Consider the following 17,468-nt stretch of genomic DNA (forward strand, 5'->3'; position numbering starts at 1 on the left):
GGGAGCCGTTGGTCTTGAGAAGTTCAACCCCGGGGGCCTCGCTGATGGCCTGCAGGGTGGTCAGGAGGTTCGTGTCGTTGGCGGTCGCGAGCTGTCCGGCGAGGGTGGCGGCCGTCGCGGTCGGCGCGAGGAGCGCACCGCAGGCATCCGCGTCAAGGAATCCTCCGTCAAGCGTGAAGGTCACGGTCACGGTGTTGCCATCGACGGACGAGTCGGCCGTGGTCGCGGCCGCGACGCCGGCGCCGGCGATGGTCAGTGCGGTGGCCGCGCCGAGGGCGGCGGCGGTGCGGAGAGCAGTACGGGACATGAGGGGTTCCTCCGGAGGGGATGGGACGGGCCGAGCCCGCCTGATATGTGAACTGTCTAAGGATAAGCCAAGAGTTCGCCATACGTGGTGATTATCGAATACGAACGCCCCCACCCGTTGTGAGCACAGGGTGGGGGCGTTCGGGGGGAGGTGCTTCAGCGGAGCTCGCGGAGGGCGTCCAGCCGTTCGTGAGCCTGGGTCATGATCCGTTGGATCAGTTCGTCGCAGCTCGGCAGGTCGTCGATCATGCCCACGACCTGTCCGGAGGCGAGGACTCCGGCCTCGGTGTTGCCCTCGACCAGCCCGGCCTTGAGCAGCATCGGGGTGTTGGCGGCCATGACGATCTGCTGCCACGTCCGGTCGGACGCCTTCTTCATGTTGAGGCCGTCCTTGGCCAGCTGTTGCCACTTCATGCCGGTCATGGACTTGAACTTATTGGCGTTCTGGACGGCGGCGGCCATGCCCTTGAGGGGGCTGCCCGATTCGAGGGCGTTGACCAGGCCGGTGCGCAGGACGCGGTGGGGCATGCCGTCGACACGGGTGGAGACGACGGTGTCCTGGAGCCCGCGCTCGAGGTACTGCTTCTTCACCGCGTCGGGCACCCGGGAGTCGCTGGTGAGCAGGAAGCGGGTGCCCATCGCGACGCCCGCGGCGCCGTAGGACAGCGCCGCGACCAGTCCGCGGCCGTCGAAGAAACCGCCGCCCGCGACCACGGGGATCGAGGTGTTTCCCGCGCCACCGAGGGCGTCGATGACACTGGGGAGGAGCAGGGTGGTGGCGACCTGGCCGGTATGGCCACCGCCCTCACCGCCCTGGACGATCACCGCGTCGGCGCCCCAGGAGGCCACCTTGACGGCGTGCTTGGCCGCACCGATGGAGGGGACGACGACGAGGCCGTTCTCCTTCAGCCGGGCGATCAACTCCGGCTTGGGCGCGAGGGCGAACGACGCGACCTTCACCCCGTGGCGGATCATCAGCTCGCACCGCTCGGCGGCGTCCTCGGCGTCGGCCCGGAGGTTGATGCCGAAGGGCTTGGAGGTGAGCTTCTTGGTCCGCACGATGGCGTCCTCGAGCTCGGCGTAGGTCATGGTGGCCGAGGCGATGATCCCCAGTCCGCCGGCGTTGGCCGTGGCCGCCGTCAGCTCGGGTCCGGAGACCCAGCCCATGCCCGTCTGGACGATCGGGTACTCGACACCGACGAGCTCGGTGAAGGCCGTGGACAGTGTCGGGGCGCTCATGCGGCCGGCACCTCGCGGTCGCGGAACCCGCGCGGATCCAGCACCTCGCGGATGATGCGCAGCTCCTCGTCCGAGGGGTCGCGGGTGACCGCGGCGTCGGCCAGGCCCTCGATCTCGAAGCCCGTGTTCTCGGCGACCTCATCAGCGGTGACGCCGGGGTGCAGGCTGACCGCACGCATGCTGCGGTCGGCGCCGCCGAAGTCGAACACGCCCAGGTTGGAGACCACCCGGTGGATGTGGTGGTAGCGGAACGCGGGGTCACCCTCGGTGTAGCGGTCATAACCGACGCCGCAGACGACGTCGACCTTCGCCGTGAAGACCCGGGAGGAGTGCTTGCCCACCCAGTAGCTGGTGGCGTGGTTGATCGAGTTGCCGGGCGCCCCGCGCAGGCCGAACATCTGGCGGGTGGGCTTCTGAACGTCGTCACCGAACGCGGAGAGGTTCTGGTTGCCGAAGCGGTCGATCTGGTTGGCGCCCATCACCACGTGGCGGGTGCCGGCCTGCAGGACGTCGAACACGCGGGGGAACGGGATGTATCCCTCGAAGTCGATGGTCTTGCCCAGCGGCGGGGTTTGGCCGAGGAATCGGTACTCGCCGTCGGTGATGAGCAGGTCCGGCTCGGTGGTGAGCCGGGCCAGACGCGCGCCGATGGTGGCCATCGGGGTCATCGGCGAGGCGAAGATCTCACCGGCGCCGGCGAAGATCTCCGCGCAGGCGACAGCGCAGTACTCGGCCCTGCTGATGGACTGAGTGGTAGCGGTCTCGGTGGTGACGTCGGACATCACTTGGCTCCCTTCTGGGCGGCCTTCTCGGCAGCGACCTTCTCCGCGAACGCGGTGACGGCCTTCTGGTAGTCCTCCTCGGACCCGGACAGGAACTCGTCGACGAACGACTTCCAGGAATCCTCATCCTTGGCTGAGGTGGCGTAGTGCTTCTGGAACGCCTCGTCGCGGCCGTAGTTACCCGCGAACGTGAAGTGGGCGCCGTTCGGGGCCTCGGAGACGGTGTCGACGAACATGCGGCTGAGCAGCATGCGCTGCGGGCCGACCTCGTTCATCAGGGCGTCCGCGGAATCGACGATCTCGTCGGTCTCGAGCAGGACGGTGTCCGCGGCCATGGCGTAGAGATCGTCGAAGTACCCGTCGGCGCCGGTGAACGCGGCGTTGCCGTGCTTGTCCGCCTTGTCCAGGTGGATCAGCGCGGCATCCATGCGTAGGGCGGGCATCGCGACCAGGGTCTCGGTCTTGCCGTCGACCTGGTACGGCGAGTCGACGGTCTTGAGCTCGTCGCCCCAGAACCGGAAGACGTCCGAGCCGAGGCCGGCGCGGGTCGGCAGGAACGGCAGGCGCTGCGCGGCGGCGGTGAGGCCCGCGCGCACCATGCCCTCGTCCATCTCGCGGGAGATGATCGACCCCTCGGTGCGGCGCGTGGCGAACCACGGGTCGTAGAACGGGGCGGAGTCCAGGGTGACGAAGCCGTAGTAGGCCTTGGAGACCTTGCCGGCCGAGCACAGCAGGCCGAGGTCCGGGCCGCCGTAGGTGATGACGGTGAGGTCGGTGAGGTCCTCGCGGCGGAGGATCGCGCGTACCAGGGCCATCGGCTTGCGTCGGGAACCCCAGCCGCCTATGCCGATCGTCATGCCGCTGGAGAGGCGTGAGACGGCCTCGTCCAGGCTGGAGCGCTTGTCGCGCGGGGTGGGGGTGCTGCTCACTTGTTCTCGCCCGTCCTCTCGGATCGCTTGTCTCGTTTGTCCAGATTCAGGCCCGTCTTGACGAACTCGTCGCGGTGCTCGTCTGCCACGCCGGCGAGGTTGAGTTCGAACGTGAAACCCTGCTCCATCCGGTAGGAGGACTTCACGTCAATGGGATCGATGTGGTTGATGGCTTCCTTGGCCGCCCGGATGACCCGCGTGTCCTTGGCCGCGATGGTCTCGGCGAGGTCGCGTGCCGCGGCGACCAGCTGGTCGCGGGGGACCACGTTGTAGACGGTGCCCCACGAGTGGAGCTGCTGCGCCGTGACGTTGCGCGAGGTGAAGTACAGGGTGCGCATCATGTGCGGCGGCACCATGCGCGCCAGGTGCGTGGCCGCGCCGAGCGCCCCACGGTCCACCTCGGGCAGGCCGAACACCGCGTCGTCCGAGGCGACGATGCAGTCGGCGTTGCCCACCAGTCCGATGCCGCCGCCCACGCAGAAGCCGTTCACCGCGGCGATCACGGGGACCGCGCACTCGTACACGGCGTTGAAGGCCACGTAGCAGCCGCGGTTGGCGGCCAGCAGGTGGTCGAAGCCCTCGAAGTCCTGCATCTCCTTGATGTCGACGCCCGCGTTGAATCCCCGGCCCTCGGCCCGGAGGATCACGACGTGTACCTCGGGGTCCCGGCCGGCGGCGAGGATCTGTTCGCCGAGTTCGAACCAGCCCGCGGACGGGATGGCGTTGACGGGGGGATAGTCGACGGTGACGGTCGCGATACCGTCTGCGCCCTTGTCGACGCTGATGCCCATGGTGCTCCCTTCGCACGCCACCGTCCGCTCGTCTCGGAACGGTCCGGTGACTAACCAAACGCTTGCTTGGTAGGCTAGCACGCATGACGAACATCGATCTTGGTCTGGCGGGCAAGGTAGTCCTCGTTACCGGAGGGGTCCGGGGCGTGGGCGCCGGAATCAGTCGCGTCTTCAGAGATGCCGGCGCCGTCGTCGTCACCTGTGCGCGGCGACCCGCGGACGACGGTTCCGATGTCGCGGACCTCGAGTTCCACTCCGCCGACCTCCGGGACCCGGAGGCGGTGCGCGCGATGGTCGACGAGATCGTCGCCAAGCACGGCCGCCTCGACGTGGTGGTCAACAACGCCGGCGGCGCCCCGTTCGCCCTCGCCGCCGACGCCAGCGCCAACTTCCACTCCAAGATCGTCGCCCTCAACCTGCTGTCCGCACTCACCGTCGCGCAGGAGGCCCACCGGGTCATGTCCGCCGATGGGCCCGACGGCCAGATCGGCGGCGCGATCGTCAACATCTCCTCCGTCTCCGGCCACCGGCCCTCGCCCGGCACCGCCTCCTACGGCGCCGCCAAGGCCGGCATCGACTCGCTCACCCAGTCGCTCGCCGTCGAGTGGGCCCCGGCCGTGCGCGTGAACTCCGTCGTGGTGGGGCCGGTCAAGACCGAACAGGCCGAATTGCACTACGGCGACGCCGACGGGGTGGCCGCCGTCGACGCCACCATCCCCATGGGGCGCATGGCCGAGCCCGCCGACGTGGGCCGCGCCGCCGCGTTCCTCGCCTCGCCGCTCGCCGCGTACATCACCGGCGCGGAGCTGCTCGTCCACGGCGGCGGCGAGAAGCCCGCGTTCCTTTCGGCATCCACCGCCGAGAACAAGCACTGAGCCCGACCGGGCATCACACACCTCAACCGACTCTGCGTACCTGCACTGGTCTTGCGCACCCGCACTGTCACCACGATCAAGGAGTAATCAATGGGAATCTGCGACGGACGCGTCGTCATCGTCACCGGCGCCGGCCGCGGCATCGGCCGTGAGCACGCCCTGGCCTTTGCCGCCGAGGGTGCCAAGGTCGTCGTCAACGACCTCGGCGCCGGCATCGACGGCCAGGACGTGGGGGAGCACCCCGCCGAGCAGGTCGTCGCCGAGATCAAGGCCGCCGGCGGTGAGGCCGTGATCAACGGCAACGACATCTCCTCGTGGGACGGCGCGCGCGAGCTCATCCAGCAGGCCATCGACACCTTCGGCGGCCTCGACGTGCTGGTCAACAACGCGGGCTTCCTGCGCGACAAGATGCTCGTCGGCATGTCCGAGGAGGAGTGGGACAAGGTCACCACCGTGCACCTCAAGGGCCACTACGCCCCGCTTCGTCACGCCGCCGAGTACTGGCGCGCCGAGTCCAAGGCCGGCCGCCCGCGCACCGCTCGCGTCATCAACACCTCCTCGGGTGCCGGACTGTTCGGCTCGGTCGGCCAGGGCAATTACGCCACCGCCAAGGCCGGAATCGCCCTGCTGACCATCCAGACCGCCGCCGAGATGAAGGGATACGGCGTGACCGCCAACGCGATCGCGCCGTCGGCCCGCACCCGCATGACCACCTCGGCCGGCGAGGCCATGGCCGCGCAGATGGCCGCCCCCGAGGACGGCTCGTTCGACGTGATGGACCCGGCAAACGTCTCGCCGCTCGTGGTGTGGCTGGGCTCCGAGGAGTCCGGCGACGTCTCCGGGCGCGTGTTCGAGGTCGAGGGCGGCAAGGTCACCCTGTGCGACGGTTGGCAGCGCGCCGCGTCGCAGGACAAGGGCGCCAAGTGGGACCCGGCCGAGCTCGGCTCCGTGGTCCCGCGTCTGCTGTCCGAGTCGCCGGCCCCGGTCCCTGTCTACGGCGCCCGCTGAGGCGCCGGACCCGGACATAAGTAAACCCCGCACCTTCTTTCCGGGAAGGTGCGGGGTTTACTCGTCGCTTGTGCGCGACCTGATCAGATCAGGGGCGCGGGCAGTTCTGGGCGTCAACCGAGCCCAGTGCTGCGAGCTGGTCGATCTGCGCCTGCGGCAGGTCACACAGCGGGAAGCCCGGGACTGCGGGCAGCGGCGGAAGCTGCACGTTGGTGCCTGCGGCAGCGCCGACCGCGGCGCCACCGAGGGCGAGCGCGCCGCCCACCGACAGGATCGGCAGCAGGCCGCCGCCCACGCTCGACTCGACGCTGTCCGCGGTATCGAGCGAGGTCATCAGACCGGCGGTCGAGCCGATGTTGGTGGACATAACCGAGTTCTGGGAGCCGTTCGCCAGGGACGCCGTGCCGTTGTCCGAGCCGCTCTCCAGCGAACCGGTGAACGCGGTCAGCGAGCCGTTGACCCCGGTGAGCTCCTCCACGGAGCCGTTGATGGTGCCCGTGCTGTCACTGACCGACCCGGTGATCGTGTCGGAGCTCTGGCCGGTCGAGCCACCCTCGCCGGTGATCGAGCCGAGCAGACCGGTCTCCGGGCCGGCAACCGAGTTGGTCATGCCGCCGAGCGAGCCGGCGATCCCCTGGGTGAGCAGTCCGCCCGTGACCGAACCGAGCAGGCCATCCGTCGGATCGGTGACCGAACCCGCGACGTCGTCGATGGAGCCCGCGGTCTCGTTCGTGATGGCCTCGAGGGAGCCACCGTCTTCGATGGAGCCACCGAGGGCGGACGTGATGTCGCCGGCCGAGCCGCCGTCTCCGAGCGAGTCCGAGATGCCGACGCCGATGGTGTCGAGCGAGCCGCCGAGATTGCTGGTGATGTCGCCAGCCGAACCGCCGGTTTCAATAGAGCCTGCGGTGGCCTCGAGGACGCCCGAGAGGGAGCCGCCGGTATTGAGCAGGTCGCCGATGCCCCGGAGGACCGAAGTGAGCGAGCCGCCGCCCTCGATCGAACCGGTGAGGGACTCGGTGAAGTCGTCGAGCGAGCCACTGGCGCCGGTGAGCGAGCCTGTGACCTCTGAGATCGACCCCTCGACAACCCCCGGGGTGTCGGACAGGGAGCCGCCGGAGGTGAGGAGGCCACCGATGCCGCGGAGGACGGAGTTGAGGGAGCCGTCGGCCCCGTCGACCGAGCCCGTGATGGTCTCGATCGAGCCCTCGACGACGCCGGGCGTGTCGCCCAGGGAGCCGCCATTTTCGAGCAGATCGCCACTGCCCGCAGCGACGGCGGGGAGGGAACCGCTGGTGTCACCGAGAGAATCGGAGATCCCATTGGCGATGGTTCCGGCAGAACCGCCGATGTTGGCGGAACCGCCGGCCTGGGTAGAGCCCTGACCGATGCCCTCAGTGGAGCCGTCGGGGATGATGCTCTCGGGAATGAGATCAGCGGAGCCGGGGATGGTGAGTGTCGACGAGTCGGGGACCTCAGGCATATTCGAGCCGGTGAGGCCGCCAATGATGTCGGTAATGATATTCGCGTTGGCAACGCCGACAGCGCTGGACATGGCAAGGGCCGTCGTCGCGGCAAGCGCGGCGACCCTGGTGGTGTTCTTCATTAACGGGGGATCCTCTCGAATTCACTGGACAACTGTGTCACCTGACACATGAGAATCCCCTGAACGTGAACTTTTGTCAATCTAAATTATGGCAAGTGACCCAAGTCATAGTTTACGAGAGACACTGTGCCTGACGTGGGCAAAGTTGACCGGGCAACTAAACGCCTCTGACTGCGGTGTTAGGCGGGTTCGCATATCACTACCGGGATGACCCTGCTGGTGTTTGCCTGATACTCAGCAAAGTCCGCGTAGCGCTCGACCAGGCGTGGCCACAATTCCGCACGTTCGGTGGGCGAGGCCTCCCGAGCCGTCATGGATCTGACCCGGCGGCCCACCTGAACGGTGACCGCAGGCTCCGCCAGGATGTTGCGGTACCACTGGGGGTGCGACGGGAGCCCGCCCTGTGAGGCGACCAACAGAACGCGATCGCCCTCGGGCAGATGGAGCAACGGCACAGTTCTCGGCTGGCCCGACTTTCGCCCCGTCGTCGTCAACAAACACACCGGAACCGGCGCCCGCAGCGCCGATCCCACGCGCCAGTTCCCACCGACCCGACCGCCCGTGCGCTGATACAGCCACGTGTTGACCCGCGACATGACCTTGATGACGCCGACGACCCACGGCGCGCCACGCCGTGGGTCGTCGATGCCGGTCTCGGGGCGGGATGCGCCCTCCGACGGTTGGCTGTCCGTCACCGCGTGCTCGTCACTTGCCGCTGGGCAGCGGTGCGCGGACGATCACGTGCTTGCCCGGGAAGAACGCGGCGAGCTCGCGACGGCTCTCCTTGAGTGAGAGGAAGCCGTAGCCCTTCTTGCGCTCCTCGGGGTGGATCCAGATCGCCACGTCGACGTCGCCGTCGTTGATCTGCTCGCCGAACACCAGGCCGACGGCGGTGCCGCGCGCGGTGTCCATGGCGACGAACCACATCGCCGACTCCGACTCGATGCGGCTCAGCCCGTCGCGACGCTCCTGCTCGGTGCGGCTCTCGTCCCACTCGCCGCCCGTCGCCGACGAGGCGTCGGTGGAGCGGGTGTGGTAGATCGACCGGTGGTCCTCGGAATCCCGGAACGGGTGCAACTCGAACCCGGCCGGCCCGGCCGAGACCGGGTGCTCCGTGGTGGCTCCGATAAACGACTCCAGCGGGGCGCGCAGAACCTCGCGCGCCTCGTCCGCGGACACGGCCAGAAGGTGGGACACCGCCTGGACCGCGTCCTCGGTGCCGTTGGCCGAGGCGATGGCCGCGAAGACTTCCGTCCGGCGCTCCGCCGCCGCTTCGATCACGTTGCTGCTCATGTCAGATCCTCTCGATGATGCTGGCCGAGGCCTGGGCGCCTCCCGCGCACATCGTGATGAGGGCGCGCTCGCCGTCCGTGCGCTCGAGCTCGTGCAGGGCGGTGGTGATGAGCCGCGACCCGGTACTGCCGACGGGGTGGCCGATCGCGATGGCGCCCCCGTTGACGTTGACCTTGTCCATGTCCGGACCATGCACCTGCGCCCAGCTTAGGAGCACGGAGGCGAACGCCTCGTTGCATTCGAACAGATCGAAGTCGGAGATCGACATGCCGGAGCGGTCGAGGACGCGCTGCGTGGCCTGGACCGGGCCATCGAGGTGGTATTCGGGCTCGCCGCCGACCAGTGCCTGGTGCGCGATGCGAGCGCGGGGCTTGAGGCCGTGCGCCTTGGCCACGTCCTCGTCCATGAGCAGGACCGCGGCCGAGCCGTCGGACATCTGGCTCGAGGTGCCGGCGGTGTGCAGGCCGCCCTCGAGGACCGGCTTGAGGCCGGCGAGCGCCTCGGCGGTGGTCTCCCGCAGGCCCTGATCGCGGGTGACGGTCACCGTCTCGCCGGTGTAGGTGCCGTCCTTGAGGCGCTCGGGGGCGTCGACGGCGAAGGTTTCCCGATCGAAGCGGCCCTCCTCCCACGCGCGCTTCGCATTGGCCTGCGAGCGGACGCCCAGCTCCTCGAGGTCGGCACGGCTGATGCTGCGGCGATTGGCGATGCGGTCGGCGGCGGTGAATTGGTCCGGGAGGTCGACGGCCCAGTCGTCCGGGCGCGGCATGCCGTTCTCTCCGTTACCCACGGCGGCGCGCAGCGAGAGCCAGCTCATCGACTCCACGCCACACGCGATACCGACGTCCATGGCGCCGGCGTGGATGAGGTTGGCGATGAAGTGGTTGGCCTGCTGCGCGGAGGAGCACTGGCAATCGATGGTCGTGCACGCGGTCTGCCACGGCAGTCCGGAGGCCAACCATGCTCCGCGCGTGACGTTGTTGCCCTGCGCGCCCGCCTGCGTCACGCAGCCGCCGACGACCTGCTCCACGAGGGAGGCGTCGATGCCGGCCCGGCGGATGACCTCTTTCTGGGAGGCGCCGAGCAGATGTGCGGGATGGAGGCCCGACAGTGCGCCGCGGGCCTTGCCGATCGGGGTTCGAACAGCCTCGACGATGACGGGATTGCCCATGAGTGTCCTTCCGGGAATCCGGCCGGAGGAAAGCCTGGCCGGGTGTGAACGTGTTCTAGTATGGTGCGTGGAACGTGTTCTAGATTACAGCCCGGGGGAGGGGAACGCAGTATCCCGGGACTGTGGGGGGCACCTGACGCAATCCGACGCGGCCAAGGAGTACCAAGTGCAGCCAGTCACCATTCCCGAGGGGTTCGACTTCACGGACCCGGAGCTCTACGAGAAGCGCCTCCCGCACCCGGAGTGGGAACACCTCCGGCGGACCGAACCGATCTGGTGGTGTGCGAACGAGCCCGGCGCCGATGGTTTTGACGACGACGGCTACTGGGTCGTCACCAAGCATGAGGACGTCAAGGAGATCTCCCGGCGCACGAACGAGGTCTTCTCGACCTGGGAGAACACCGCCATCCCGCGCTTCGCGCCGGGCACGGAGCGCGAGATCGTCGAGCTGACCCGCCTGCTGTTCATCAACCAGGACGGCGACGAGCACAAGAAGTACCGCCGCATCATCTCCAAGGGCTTCACCCCGCGCAATATCGAGAAGATGCGCGAGAACTTGAAGGAGAAGGCCCGGGAGATCGTCGAGACCGCCGGCGCAAAGGGCACTGGCGACTTCATCATCGACGTGGCCTCCGAGCTGCCACTGCAGGCGATCGCCGAGCTCATCGGTATCCCGATGGAGGACCGCCACCAGATCTTCGAGTGGTCCAACCAGATGACCAGCTACGACGTCCCCGGCAAGGTCGAGGAGTCGCAGATGGCCAACGCGATGGTCCTCAACTACGCCCAGGAGCTCGCCGCCAAGCGCGAGGTCGATCCACGCGACGACCTGGTGACCAAGCTGGTCCAGGCAGACCTCGACGGCGAGCAGCTCACCGCGGACGAGTTCGGTTGGTTCGTGGTCCTGCTCGCGGTGGCCGGAAACGAGACCACCCGCAACGCCACAACCCACGGCATGATCGCCTTCCTGAACAACCCGGAGCAGTGGGAGCTGTTCAAGTCTGAGCGCCCGGAGACCGCGTACGACGAGATCCTCCGATGGGCCTCGCCGATCTCCTCGTTCCAGCGCACCGCCACCGAGGACGTGGAGATCGGGGGAGTCACCATGAAGAAGGGCGACCGCGCCGCGATCATGTACGGTTCCGCGAACTTCGACGAGGACGTGTTCGAGGACCCGTTCACGTTCAATATCCTGCGCGATCCGAACCCGCACCTGACGTTCGGCGGCAACGGCCCCCACTACTGCATCGGCGCCAACCTGGCGAAGCTCCAGATCGAGCTCATTTTCAACGCGATCGCCGACCACATGCCGGACATCACCGCACTCGGCGACCCGGTCCGCCTCCGTTCCGGATGGCTCAACGCCATCCAGGACTTCAAGGTCGACTTCAAGTGCCCGGTCCGCGCCTGATCGGCTGATCAGTCCAGGTCTGACCACGGCCCCGGCCCTCCGCGCCCGCGGGGCGCCGGGGCCGTCGTCGTGATCGCGGGCTTTGCCAGAACGCGCTGAACCCACGAGAGAACCAGGCAGGGTGACACCATGATCGACCCACGAATACTCGACGACTCCTTCCTCGAGCACCGCCAGGTCGAGCGCGACGGCGTCAGGCTTCACTACGTTGCCGCCGAACCCCGCGTCTCGGACGGCTCCCCCGACGGCCCCGGCACGATCGTGCTGGTCCACGGCTTTCCGCACTTCTGGTTCACCTGGCACCGGATGATCCCCGTTCTCGTGGAGGCCGGCTGGCGGGTCATCGCGCCGGACCTGCGGGGGATGGGCGGCTCCGATGCCCCGGCCGACGTCGAGGCCTACGCGCCCCGGGAAGTGGTCGACGACCTGATCGCGGTGATCGACGACGCGCTCCCGCGCCCCGAGAAGGTGGTCCTGGTGGGCTTCGACTTCGGTGCGGGCGTCGTCTACGACACGTGCCATCTCGAGCCGGACCGGGTGCGCGCGGTGATCGGGATGGAGAACCCCTTCATGGGCACCGCGGGATCGATCTCTCCCCTGGAGGGCTCGGCGATGATCGCCGAGAAGCACTTCCTGCACCTGCACTACTTCGCGCAACCCGGGGTCGCGGAGGCCGACATCGCGGGCCACGAGCGCGATTTCCTCACCCGCGTGTTCTGGGCACTGTCCGCTGACTACCACTACCTGGACGTCTGGCAGCACCCGCCGGGATCGACCTACATGGACGCGCTTCCGGAGTCGCCACAGCTGCCGTGGAGATGGCTGTCTGTGGAGGAGATGGACGTGTACGACGCCGAGTACTCGCGCACCGGGCTCGCGGGGCCACTGCAGTGGTACCGCGCGATGGACGTGTCATGGCGCGCCCGCAAGGAGTTCGAGCGCCAGACCAACCCGGTGCCGTACTACTTCCTCTACTCCGAGCACGACCCGGACCTCGAGGGGTTCCACGGTCGCGAGCCGCTGACGAAACTCGGCCGCTACCACGACGACGTCCGCCAGATCCGCAGCGTTCCGCGCGCCGGCCATCTCATGCACCTGGAGGCCAGCGAGGACACGCACCGCGAGCTGCTCGAGTGTCTCGCCGACATCACGGACGCCATCCCGAAGTAGCCGCGGGTTATCGCCATTGGTCAGAACGGTGGCGGTGGCTCGAAGTCCGGCTGGGGTAGCGGTGTCTCGTAGCGGGCAGCGATGTTGGCTTCTCGCTCGGTGGCAAGATCTTTCTCGCGTCTGTGACCGTAAGTGGCCTGTGGTTTCGGGCTGAGCCACGGACGCCGTCGCGGGTGGGGCGGTGGGTCAGGCGGGGGATCGGTCTCGGTGGCGACATCTCGACGCCATCGAGCCAACGGCCCTGCGGGGTCGGTGGTGATGATGTGACCGGTGTTGGTGGTGACGGTGAGTGTTCCCTCCCGGTCCAGGCGGTACCTCCAGCCATGGAAGGTTTTGAACCGGTGGTGCTGCCGGCACAGACACATGAGGTTGGCTTCCACGCTCAGCCCGCCATTGCTGGGGTCGGAGTGATTGAAGGGGCGGCAATGGTCGATGTCGCAGTGGTCCGCGGGAACCGAACAACCGGGATGGCGGCAGGTGCCGTCGCGCAGGCGGATACGGCGGTCCAGTTCCGGACTGAGGCGGTAGCGGCGGGCATGGGAGGCCGAGTCGGCTGCCCCTGGCGCGGGGTCGGGGACAACGATTGTGGCGCCGACGCTGCGGGATAGCAGTGCGATGAGGGCTTCGATGGTGGCGGGGCCTCCCCTGGGGAGATAGACCTCGGGTTCGCCGTCCGGGCTAAGGGGCGCGAGCACCGTGATGTTCGGCCGGATCGACGCCATGAGTGACCCGGTCGAGCCAGCCTCGCCCGCCGCCGCCGCCGCCGCCGCCGCCGGAGTCGAGGCCGGAGACGTAGAGCTGTCGGCCGGGCCGAGGAGTGCGTTGACCAGCGCGTCCGCCCTGAGCGGCCCCATACCTGCGCCGCCGGGGTTTCTCCGTTTGTGCTCCCGCGCGATCTCGTTGAGGGCCTCGGAGATGGCCAGGGCGTCGGGGGCGGAGAGGCGGGCGTTCAGATCTGCCATCCCGTCTTCGCTGCGGCGCAACCGAACGTTCCGTTCGGCGAACGCCCGCGCACGGCGCAACAGCACGCCCTCGGGATCGTATTCGCGGATGATCCGGTCGGTCTCATTGAGGATCGCGTCGCGTCCGGGCCGTCGACCCGAGTCGATAGCATCCAGCAGCCAGTCAACGACTGCGCGTTGAACCCTCTCGAGGGCGGACACGTCGACCGTCCGCAAGTGACGGGCGAGCATCTCGGCGGTGTGCTCATCTATACGGCCTGTCTCCATGGCTTCGAGCAGCGAGGGAAATCGCACGGAGAGGTCATTTGCGAGAGCGATCAACTTCTTGGCGCGGTGGTGATGGACGCCGTACGCGGCGACGATCTCGGCGCACGCGATCTGGAGTGGGTCGATGATCGCGTACGACGGCTCCTCGTCGAGGCCCGGGCCGTAGCCTGCGGCGATCGCGCGGTCGAGTTGTTCGTCATCGCACAGCTCAAACAACTTCCGGCATGCCCGAAGTCTCGCGGCCGCGGCCCGGTTCTCCGCGTAGAGCGCGTCGAGCGCCGCGAGAGTGAGCGCCCGTACCTGTGGGCCAGCCTTCTGCACTGGTGCTGCCGGCATGCTTCCGCCCCCTCCGCAGCCGCTTGATCGGTCGTGTGTTCGAATAGATGAACAGTAGCAACCGGGTCCGACACGATAGTGAATAGCGCCTCTAGCTGCGAAAACCCGATGACGGAAGCGGGCGTGGACGTCCCTAAGTAGAGCGTGGCGGGGGAGGGTGGGGGACGACGACGAGGCCCGCCCCGCGGATCGCGCGGGACGGGCCTCGTGTTGAGAATTCGGCCGGGCAACCGGCGCGGGCGGGGCGAGAACGGCGAGCAGTCAGCCCTGGAGGCCGTACTTCTGACCGAAGTTCGCGATCGACTCGATCTTCTGCTCGGCTGAGCAATCGAAGCCGTGGCCCTCGACCATCCACGGCATCACGATGATGTCCGTGACGCCGGCCTCGGCGAGCTCGGTGAAGCCGCGCGTGCCGAACTTGTCCAGGCAGACCACCTGGATGGCGAACGGCTTGCCGTCACCGCGGTCGGCGAGGGAGCGGCCGTCGGCCTCGAGCAGTTCGCCGAGACGCTTGACGGTGGTGACGATCTCGTCGAACTCCATCATGGCGCTCGTCCAGCCCTGGCCGACGCGCGCGGCCCGCTTCAGCGCGATCTCCGTGTGGCCGCCCACATAGAAAGGCACCTGCTCGGACGGGGCCGGGGTGAAGATGAGCTCGTCGAAGTCGAAGTGCTTGCCGTGGAAGTCGAACCACTCGCCCTCCATTCCGCGGCGCATGATCTCCAGCGACTCGTCGACGCGCTTGCCGCGACCGGAGAACGGGGCGCCACACCACTCGAACTCGTTGGGGTCCCAGCCGATGCCCACGCCCAGGTCCAGCCGGTTGCCGGTCAGCAGGGCGACGGACGCCACCTGCCTCGTGAGCAGCAGTGGGTTGCGCGGCCCGACCTTGAGCACCTGCGGGGAGAACCGGATGGTCGAGGTGGCCCCGCCCATGGCGGCGCAGGCGATCAGGGGCTCGACCCACTGGGTCTCCTCGTCCCACATGCGCGAACCGTCAGGCGTATACGGATAGTCCTTGTCCTGCCGACGCGGGTGGAACAGGGAGTCGGGCAGCACGACGCGGTCGAATCCGGCAGCCTCGGCGCCGCGGGCGATCTCGATGTACTGGTCTACGGGGGAGAAGGAGACCGGGACGGAGAACTCGACATCTACTACTCGGTTCATGGTTACCTGCCCTTTCCGGTGGCGCCGGCGATGGCGGTCCTGTCGTCGTCGGTGAGTGGCCGCAGTCCCGAGGCCATGGCCACGTCCTGCTCCCAGAAGGCGCGAAGGGACACCAGACGGCCGTCGGGATCGACGCGGTAGTCCACGGCGATATCGATCTCCATGATGTTCTCGCCCATATGGGTGCGCATGGTGCCGATGCAGAGCAGTTCGTCGCCCACGGCGATCCCGCGGTCGAAGCGGAACTCGATGTGATCCGGGGTGGCCACGGCCTTCTCCCAGAATTCCAGGAGCCTCTCCGTGCCGGTGTGGCCGATGCCCTCGGCATCGAACATCGACGGACCCACGGGATCCTCGATGGTGCCCTCGGGATTCCAGCCGGCGATCCAGGCATCGCGGTCGCCGGCGTTGGTGGCAGCCCACGAGCGGCGTGCGGCGGCGAAGGCGGGACTGGCCAGTGCCGCGTCGCTCATCTCGAGTGGCCGGTACGCGCCGTCCTCGTCCAGGTACGGGTTGCTCATGAGTGACGCTCCGGTCGATCGGTCCCCACGACCCACATGGAGAAGTACTGGGACCCGCCGCCGTAGGCGTGACCGAGGGCCTTGCGTGCCCCCGGGATCTGGTGCTCGTCGGCGCGGCCCATGACCTGCCGGGCGGCCTCGGCGAAGCGCAGCATGCCGGATGCCCCGATCGGGTTGGAGCACAGCACGCCGCCGGACGGGTTGACGGGCAGGGACCCGTCGCGCGCGGTGGCACCGGACTCGGTCATGCGCCAGCCCTCGCCCTCCTCGCAGAACCCGAGGTTCTCCAGCCACATGGGCTCGAACCAGGAGAAGGGGACGTAGATCTCGGCCGCGTCGATCTCCTCCGCCGGGTTGGTGATCCCGGCCTCGGCCCACAGGGCGGCGGCGGCGTCGCGGCCGGCCTGCGGGTTGCGGTAGTTGCGGAACGCGTAGGTCCCGGGCTCGGTGCGCAGCGCGGTGGCGTGGACCCAGGCGACGTTCCGGCCGGTGGACTCGACCGCGTCGGCCGCCTCGGCGTCGCCGAGGACGATCGCGCACGCGCCGTCGGAGGACGGGCAGGTCTCGTCGAACCGGATGGGGTCCCACAGCATCTGCCCCTGCAGCACCTTCTCCACGGTGAGGTCGGGCTGCTTGAGGTGGGCGTGGGGGTTGATCGACCCGTTGAGCCGGTCCTTGACCGCCACCATCGCGCCGACGTGCTCCGGGGCCCCGGTGGTGCGGATGTAGGAGCGCACGTGAGGGGCGAAGTACCCGCCGGCACCCGCCCCGACGGGGGCCGTGAACGGCACGGGCAGGCTGAGCGCCCACATGGCGTTGGACTCGGACTGCTTCTCCCACGCCACGGCCAGCACGCGCCGGTAGCGGCCGGACTGGATGTGCGATGCGGCCACCACGGCGGTGGAGCCGCCGACCGAGCCGGCGGTGTGGACGCGCAGGAGCGGCTTTCCGACGGCACCGAGCGCGTCGGCCATCATGAGCTCGGGCATCATCACGCCCTCGAACAGGTCGGGGGCCTTGCCCACGATCACCGCGTCGATGTCGTCCCATCCCACGCCGGCGTCGGCCATGGCGGCGTCGATCGCCTCGCGGCAGAGGCCGGCCATGGAGACGTCGGTGCGCCGGGCGACGTGGTGGGTCTGTCCGGTGCCGAGAACGGCCGCGGGGAGACCGGTGCTGTGGGCGCTCATGCGGGGCGTCCTTCCAGGAGGCAGATGAGGTTCTGCTGGAGCAGATGTCCGCTGGTGGCGTGGGCGAGGGCGCGTTCGGTGCGGCCCTCCATGACGTCGTTGGCGGCGTAGCCGATGCGCTCGAGCCCGGCGGAGAACAGCGGGTCCGCGAGCAACGATCCGCCGGACGGGGTCACGGCCACGTGATCGCCGATGCCCAGCGCGGCACGCAGGAGCAGTTCCTGGTGCGTGTACTGGGTGTGCAGCTCGGCGACGGTCACGCCACCGAGATCGGGGCGCTCGCCCGAGGACCGGGTGGCGCGCACGGCGGCGGCGCGGGCCGAGGGGGAGTCGGTGAGATCGCGGGCGCCGAACTCGGCGGAGTCGGCGATGTGCTCGATCCCGGTGACGTAGGCCGGGGTGTCGACCAGGTCCCGGGCCCGGTCGCCGGAGGCGAGGATGATGGCG

17 protein-coding genes and 1 pseudogene are annotated in these 17,468 nt (G+C 68.6%); 4 read left to right on the forward strand and 14 right to left on the reverse strand.

Annotated elements, in window-relative coordinates; translation table 11 throughout:
• The 5 genes from G6017_RS03850 to G6017_RS03870 all read right to left on the reverse strand — a co-directional run.
• A partial coding sequence (locus G6017_RS03850) for a hypothetical protein (RefSeq protein ID WP_524536236.1) occupies positions 1-307 on the reverse strand: 307 nt, incomplete at its 3' end.
• A 155-nt stretch (positions 308-462) separates the two neighbouring features.
• Positions 463-1,545 carry an NAD(P)H-dependent flavin oxidoreductase gene (locus G6017_RS03855; protein ID WP_182609264.1) on the reverse strand — a complete coding sequence of 361 codons (1,083 nt, stop codon included), beginning with the start codon at positions 1,543-1,545 and terminating at the stop codon, positions 463-465.
• The gene (locus G6017_RS03860) at positions 1,542-2,327 is read right to left on the reverse strand and encodes a CoA-transferase subunit beta (protein WP_182609265.1); all 786 of its coding nucleotides are present in this window, start codon (positions 2,325-2,327) and stop codon (positions 1,542-1,544) included. Before G6017_RS03860 ends, G6017_RS03855 begins: the two co-directional genes overlap by 4 nt.
• Positions 2,327-3,256 carry a CoA-transferase gene (locus G6017_RS03865; RefSeq protein WP_182609266.1) on the reverse strand — a complete coding sequence of 310 codons (930 nt, stop codon included), beginning with the start codon at positions 3,254-3,256 and terminating at the stop codon, positions 2,327-2,329. The genes G6017_RS03860 and G6017_RS03865 overlap by 1 nt, the downstream gene beginning before the upstream one ends.
• Positions 3,253-4,047 (reverse strand): enoyl-CoA hydratase family protein, encoded by a 795-nt coding sequence (locus tag G6017_RS03870; RefSeq protein ID WP_182609267.1) that lies wholly within the window; start codon positions 4,045-4,047, stop codon positions 3,253-3,255. The genes G6017_RS03865 and G6017_RS03870 overlap by 4 nt, the downstream gene beginning before the upstream one ends.
• An 83-nt stretch (positions 4,048-4,130) precedes the next feature.
• Here G6017_RS03870 and G6017_RS03875 point away from each other — a divergent pair, with 83 nt between their 5' ends.
• Together G6017_RS03875 and G6017_RS03880 are read left to right on the forward strand one after the other, a co-directional pair.
• Positions 4,131-4,922 (forward strand): SDR family oxidoreductase, encoded by a 792-nt coding sequence (locus tag G6017_RS03875; protein ID WP_182609268.1) that lies wholly within the window; start codon positions 4,131-4,133, stop codon positions 4,920-4,922.
• Between the two features lie 90 nt (positions 4,923-5,012).
• Complete coding sequence (locus G6017_RS03880) at positions 5,013-5,930, forward strand: SDR family oxidoreductase (RefSeq protein WP_182609269.1); 918 nt, start codon at positions 5,013-5,015, stop codon at positions 5,928-5,930.
• A gap of 88 nt (positions 5,931-6,018) precedes the next feature.
• Here the strand turns inward: G6017_RS03880 and G6017_RS03885 are convergent, their stop codons facing one another.
• The 4 genes from G6017_RS03885 to G6017_RS03900 form a co-directional block, all read right to left on the reverse strand.
• Complete coding sequence (locus G6017_RS03885) at positions 6,019-7,413, reverse strand: beta strand repeat-containing protein (RefSeq protein ID WP_182609270.1); 1,395 nt, start codon at positions 7,411-7,413, stop codon at positions 6,019-6,021.
• 302 nt (positions 7,414-7,715) lie between these two features.
• Positions 7,716-8,183, reverse strand: coding sequence for a nitroreductase family deazaflavin-dependent oxidoreductase (locus G6017_RS03890; RefSeq protein ID WP_463069716.1), 468 nt, complete (start codon positions 8,181-8,183; stop codon positions 7,716-7,718).
• A 58-nt stretch (positions 8,184-8,241) separates the two neighbouring features.
• Positions 8,242-8,829: a GNAT family N-acetyltransferase gene (locus G6017_RS03895; RefSeq protein WP_182609271.1), complete on the reverse strand. Its 588-nt coding sequence runs from the start codon at positions 8,827-8,829 to the stop codon at positions 8,242-8,244.
• Position 8,830: 1 nt separating this feature from the next.
• On the reverse strand, positions 8,831-9,997 hold the full coding sequence (locus G6017_RS03900; protein WP_182609272.1) for a steroid 3-ketoacyl-CoA thiolase: 1,167 nt from the start codon (positions 9,995-9,997) through the stop codon (positions 8,831-8,833).
• Between the two features lie 166 nt (positions 9,998-10,163).
• On the opposite strand from G6017_RS03900, the gene G6017_RS03905 reads away from it, so the two are divergent.
• Positions 10,164-11,408, forward strand: a complete 1,245-nt coding sequence (locus G6017_RS03905; protein WP_182609273.1) for a cytochrome P450 — start codon at positions 10,164-10,166, stop codon at positions 11,406-11,408.
• A gap of 129 nt (positions 11,409-11,537) precedes the next feature.
• Entirely contained in the window at positions 11,538-12,578 is a 1,041-nt protein-coding gene (locus tag G6017_RS03910; protein ID WP_182609274.1) for an alpha/beta fold hydrolase, read from the forward strand.
• Positions 12,579-12,598: 20 nt separating this feature from the next.
• Here G6017_RS03910 and G6017_RS03915 read toward each other — a convergent pair whose 3' ends face one another.
• From G6017_RS03915 to G6017_RS03935, 5 genes and pseudogenes are all read right to left on the reverse strand, one after another.
• Positions 12,599-14,143: an HNH endonuclease signature motif containing protein gene (locus tag G6017_RS03915; RefSeq protein ID WP_182609275.1), complete on the reverse strand. Its 1,545-nt coding sequence runs from the start codon at positions 14,141-14,143 to the stop codon at positions 12,599-12,601.
• A gap of 261 nt (positions 14,144-14,404) precedes the next feature.
• Entirely contained in the window at positions 14,405-15,310 is a 906-nt protein-coding gene (locus G6017_RS03920) for a TIGR03619 family F420-dependent LLM class oxidoreductase (protein WP_182609276.1), read from the reverse strand.
• 2 nt (positions 15,311-15,312) lie between these two features.
• A complete protein-coding gene (locus G6017_RS03925) occupies positions 15,313-15,831 on the reverse strand; it encodes a nuclear transport factor 2 family protein (RefSeq protein WP_182616026.1) in 519 nt (172 codons plus the stop codon).
• Complete coding sequence (locus G6017_RS03930; RefSeq protein WP_182616028.1) at positions 15,828-17,021, reverse strand: thiolase family protein; 1,194 nt, start codon at positions 17,019-17,021, stop codon at positions 15,828-15,830. Before G6017_RS03930 ends, G6017_RS03925 begins: the two co-directional genes overlap by 4 nt.
• A pseudogene (locus G6017_RS03935) lies at positions 17,018-17,468 on the reverse strand (lipid-transfer protein); the annotation flags it as partial. The pseudogene G6017_RS03935 and the gene G6017_RS03930, both read right to left, overlap by 4 nt.

Source organism: Dietzia sp. B44 (genome assembly GCF_014145245.1).
In the GTDB taxonomy this organism is placed as follows: Bacteria; Actinomycetota; Actinomycetes; order Mycobacteriales; family Mycobacteriaceae; genus Dietzia; species Dietzia natronolimnaea.

Excerpts from the sequence above, each read along its gene's own strand:
- G6017_RS03855 (WP_182609264.1), bottom strand. The coding sequence starts at position 1,545 with ATGAGCGCCCCGACACTGTCCACGGCCTTCACCGAGCTCGTCGGTGTC.
- G6017_RS03860 (WP_182609265.1), bottom strand. The coding sequence starts at position 2,327 with ATGTCCGACGTCACCACCGAGACCGCTACCACTCAGTCCATCAGCAGG.
- G6017_RS03870 (WP_182609267.1), bottom strand. The coding sequence starts at position 4,047 with ATGGGCATCAGCGTCGACAAGGGCGCAGACGGTATCGCGACCGTCACC.
- G6017_RS03875 (WP_182609268.1), top strand. The coding sequence starts at position 4,131 with ATGACGAACATCGATCTTGGTCTGGCGGGCAAGGTAGTCCTCGTTACC.
- G6017_RS03880 (WP_182609269.1), top strand. The coding sequence starts at position 5,013 with ATGGGAATCTGCGACGGACGCGTCGTCATCGTCACCGGCGCCGGCCGC.
- G6017_RS03885 (WP_182609270.1), bottom strand. The coding sequence starts at position 7,413 with ATGCCTGAGGTCCCCGACTCGTCGACACTCACCATCCCCGGCTCCGCT.
- G6017_RS03895 (WP_182609271.1), bottom strand. The coding sequence starts at position 8,829 with ATGAGCAGCAACGTGATCGAAGCGGCGGCGGAGCGCCGGACGGAAGTC.
- G6017_RS03900 (WP_182609272.1), bottom strand. The coding sequence starts at position 9,997 with ATGGGCAATCCCGTCATCGTCGAGGCTGTTCGAACCCCGATCGGCAAG.
- G6017_RS03910 (WP_182609274.1), top strand. The coding sequence starts at position 11,538 with ATGATCGACCCACGAATACTCGACGACTCCTTCCTCGAGCACCGCCAG.
- G6017_RS03915 (WP_182609275.1), bottom strand. The coding sequence starts at position 14,143 with ATGCCGGCAGCACCAGTGCAGAAGGCTGGCCCACAGGTACGGGCGCTC.
- G6017_RS03920 (WP_182609276.1), bottom strand. The coding sequence starts at position 15,310 with ATGAACCGAGTAGTAGATGTCGAGTTCTCCGTCCCGGTCTCCTTCTCC.
- G6017_RS03925 (WP_182616026.1), bottom strand. The coding sequence starts at position 15,831 with ATGAGCAACCCGTACCTGGACGAGGACGGCGCGTACCGGCCACTCGAG.
- G6017_RS03930 (WP_182616028.1), bottom strand. The coding sequence starts at position 17,021 with ATGAGCGCCCACAGCACCGGTCTCCCCGCGGCCGTTCTCGGCACCGGA.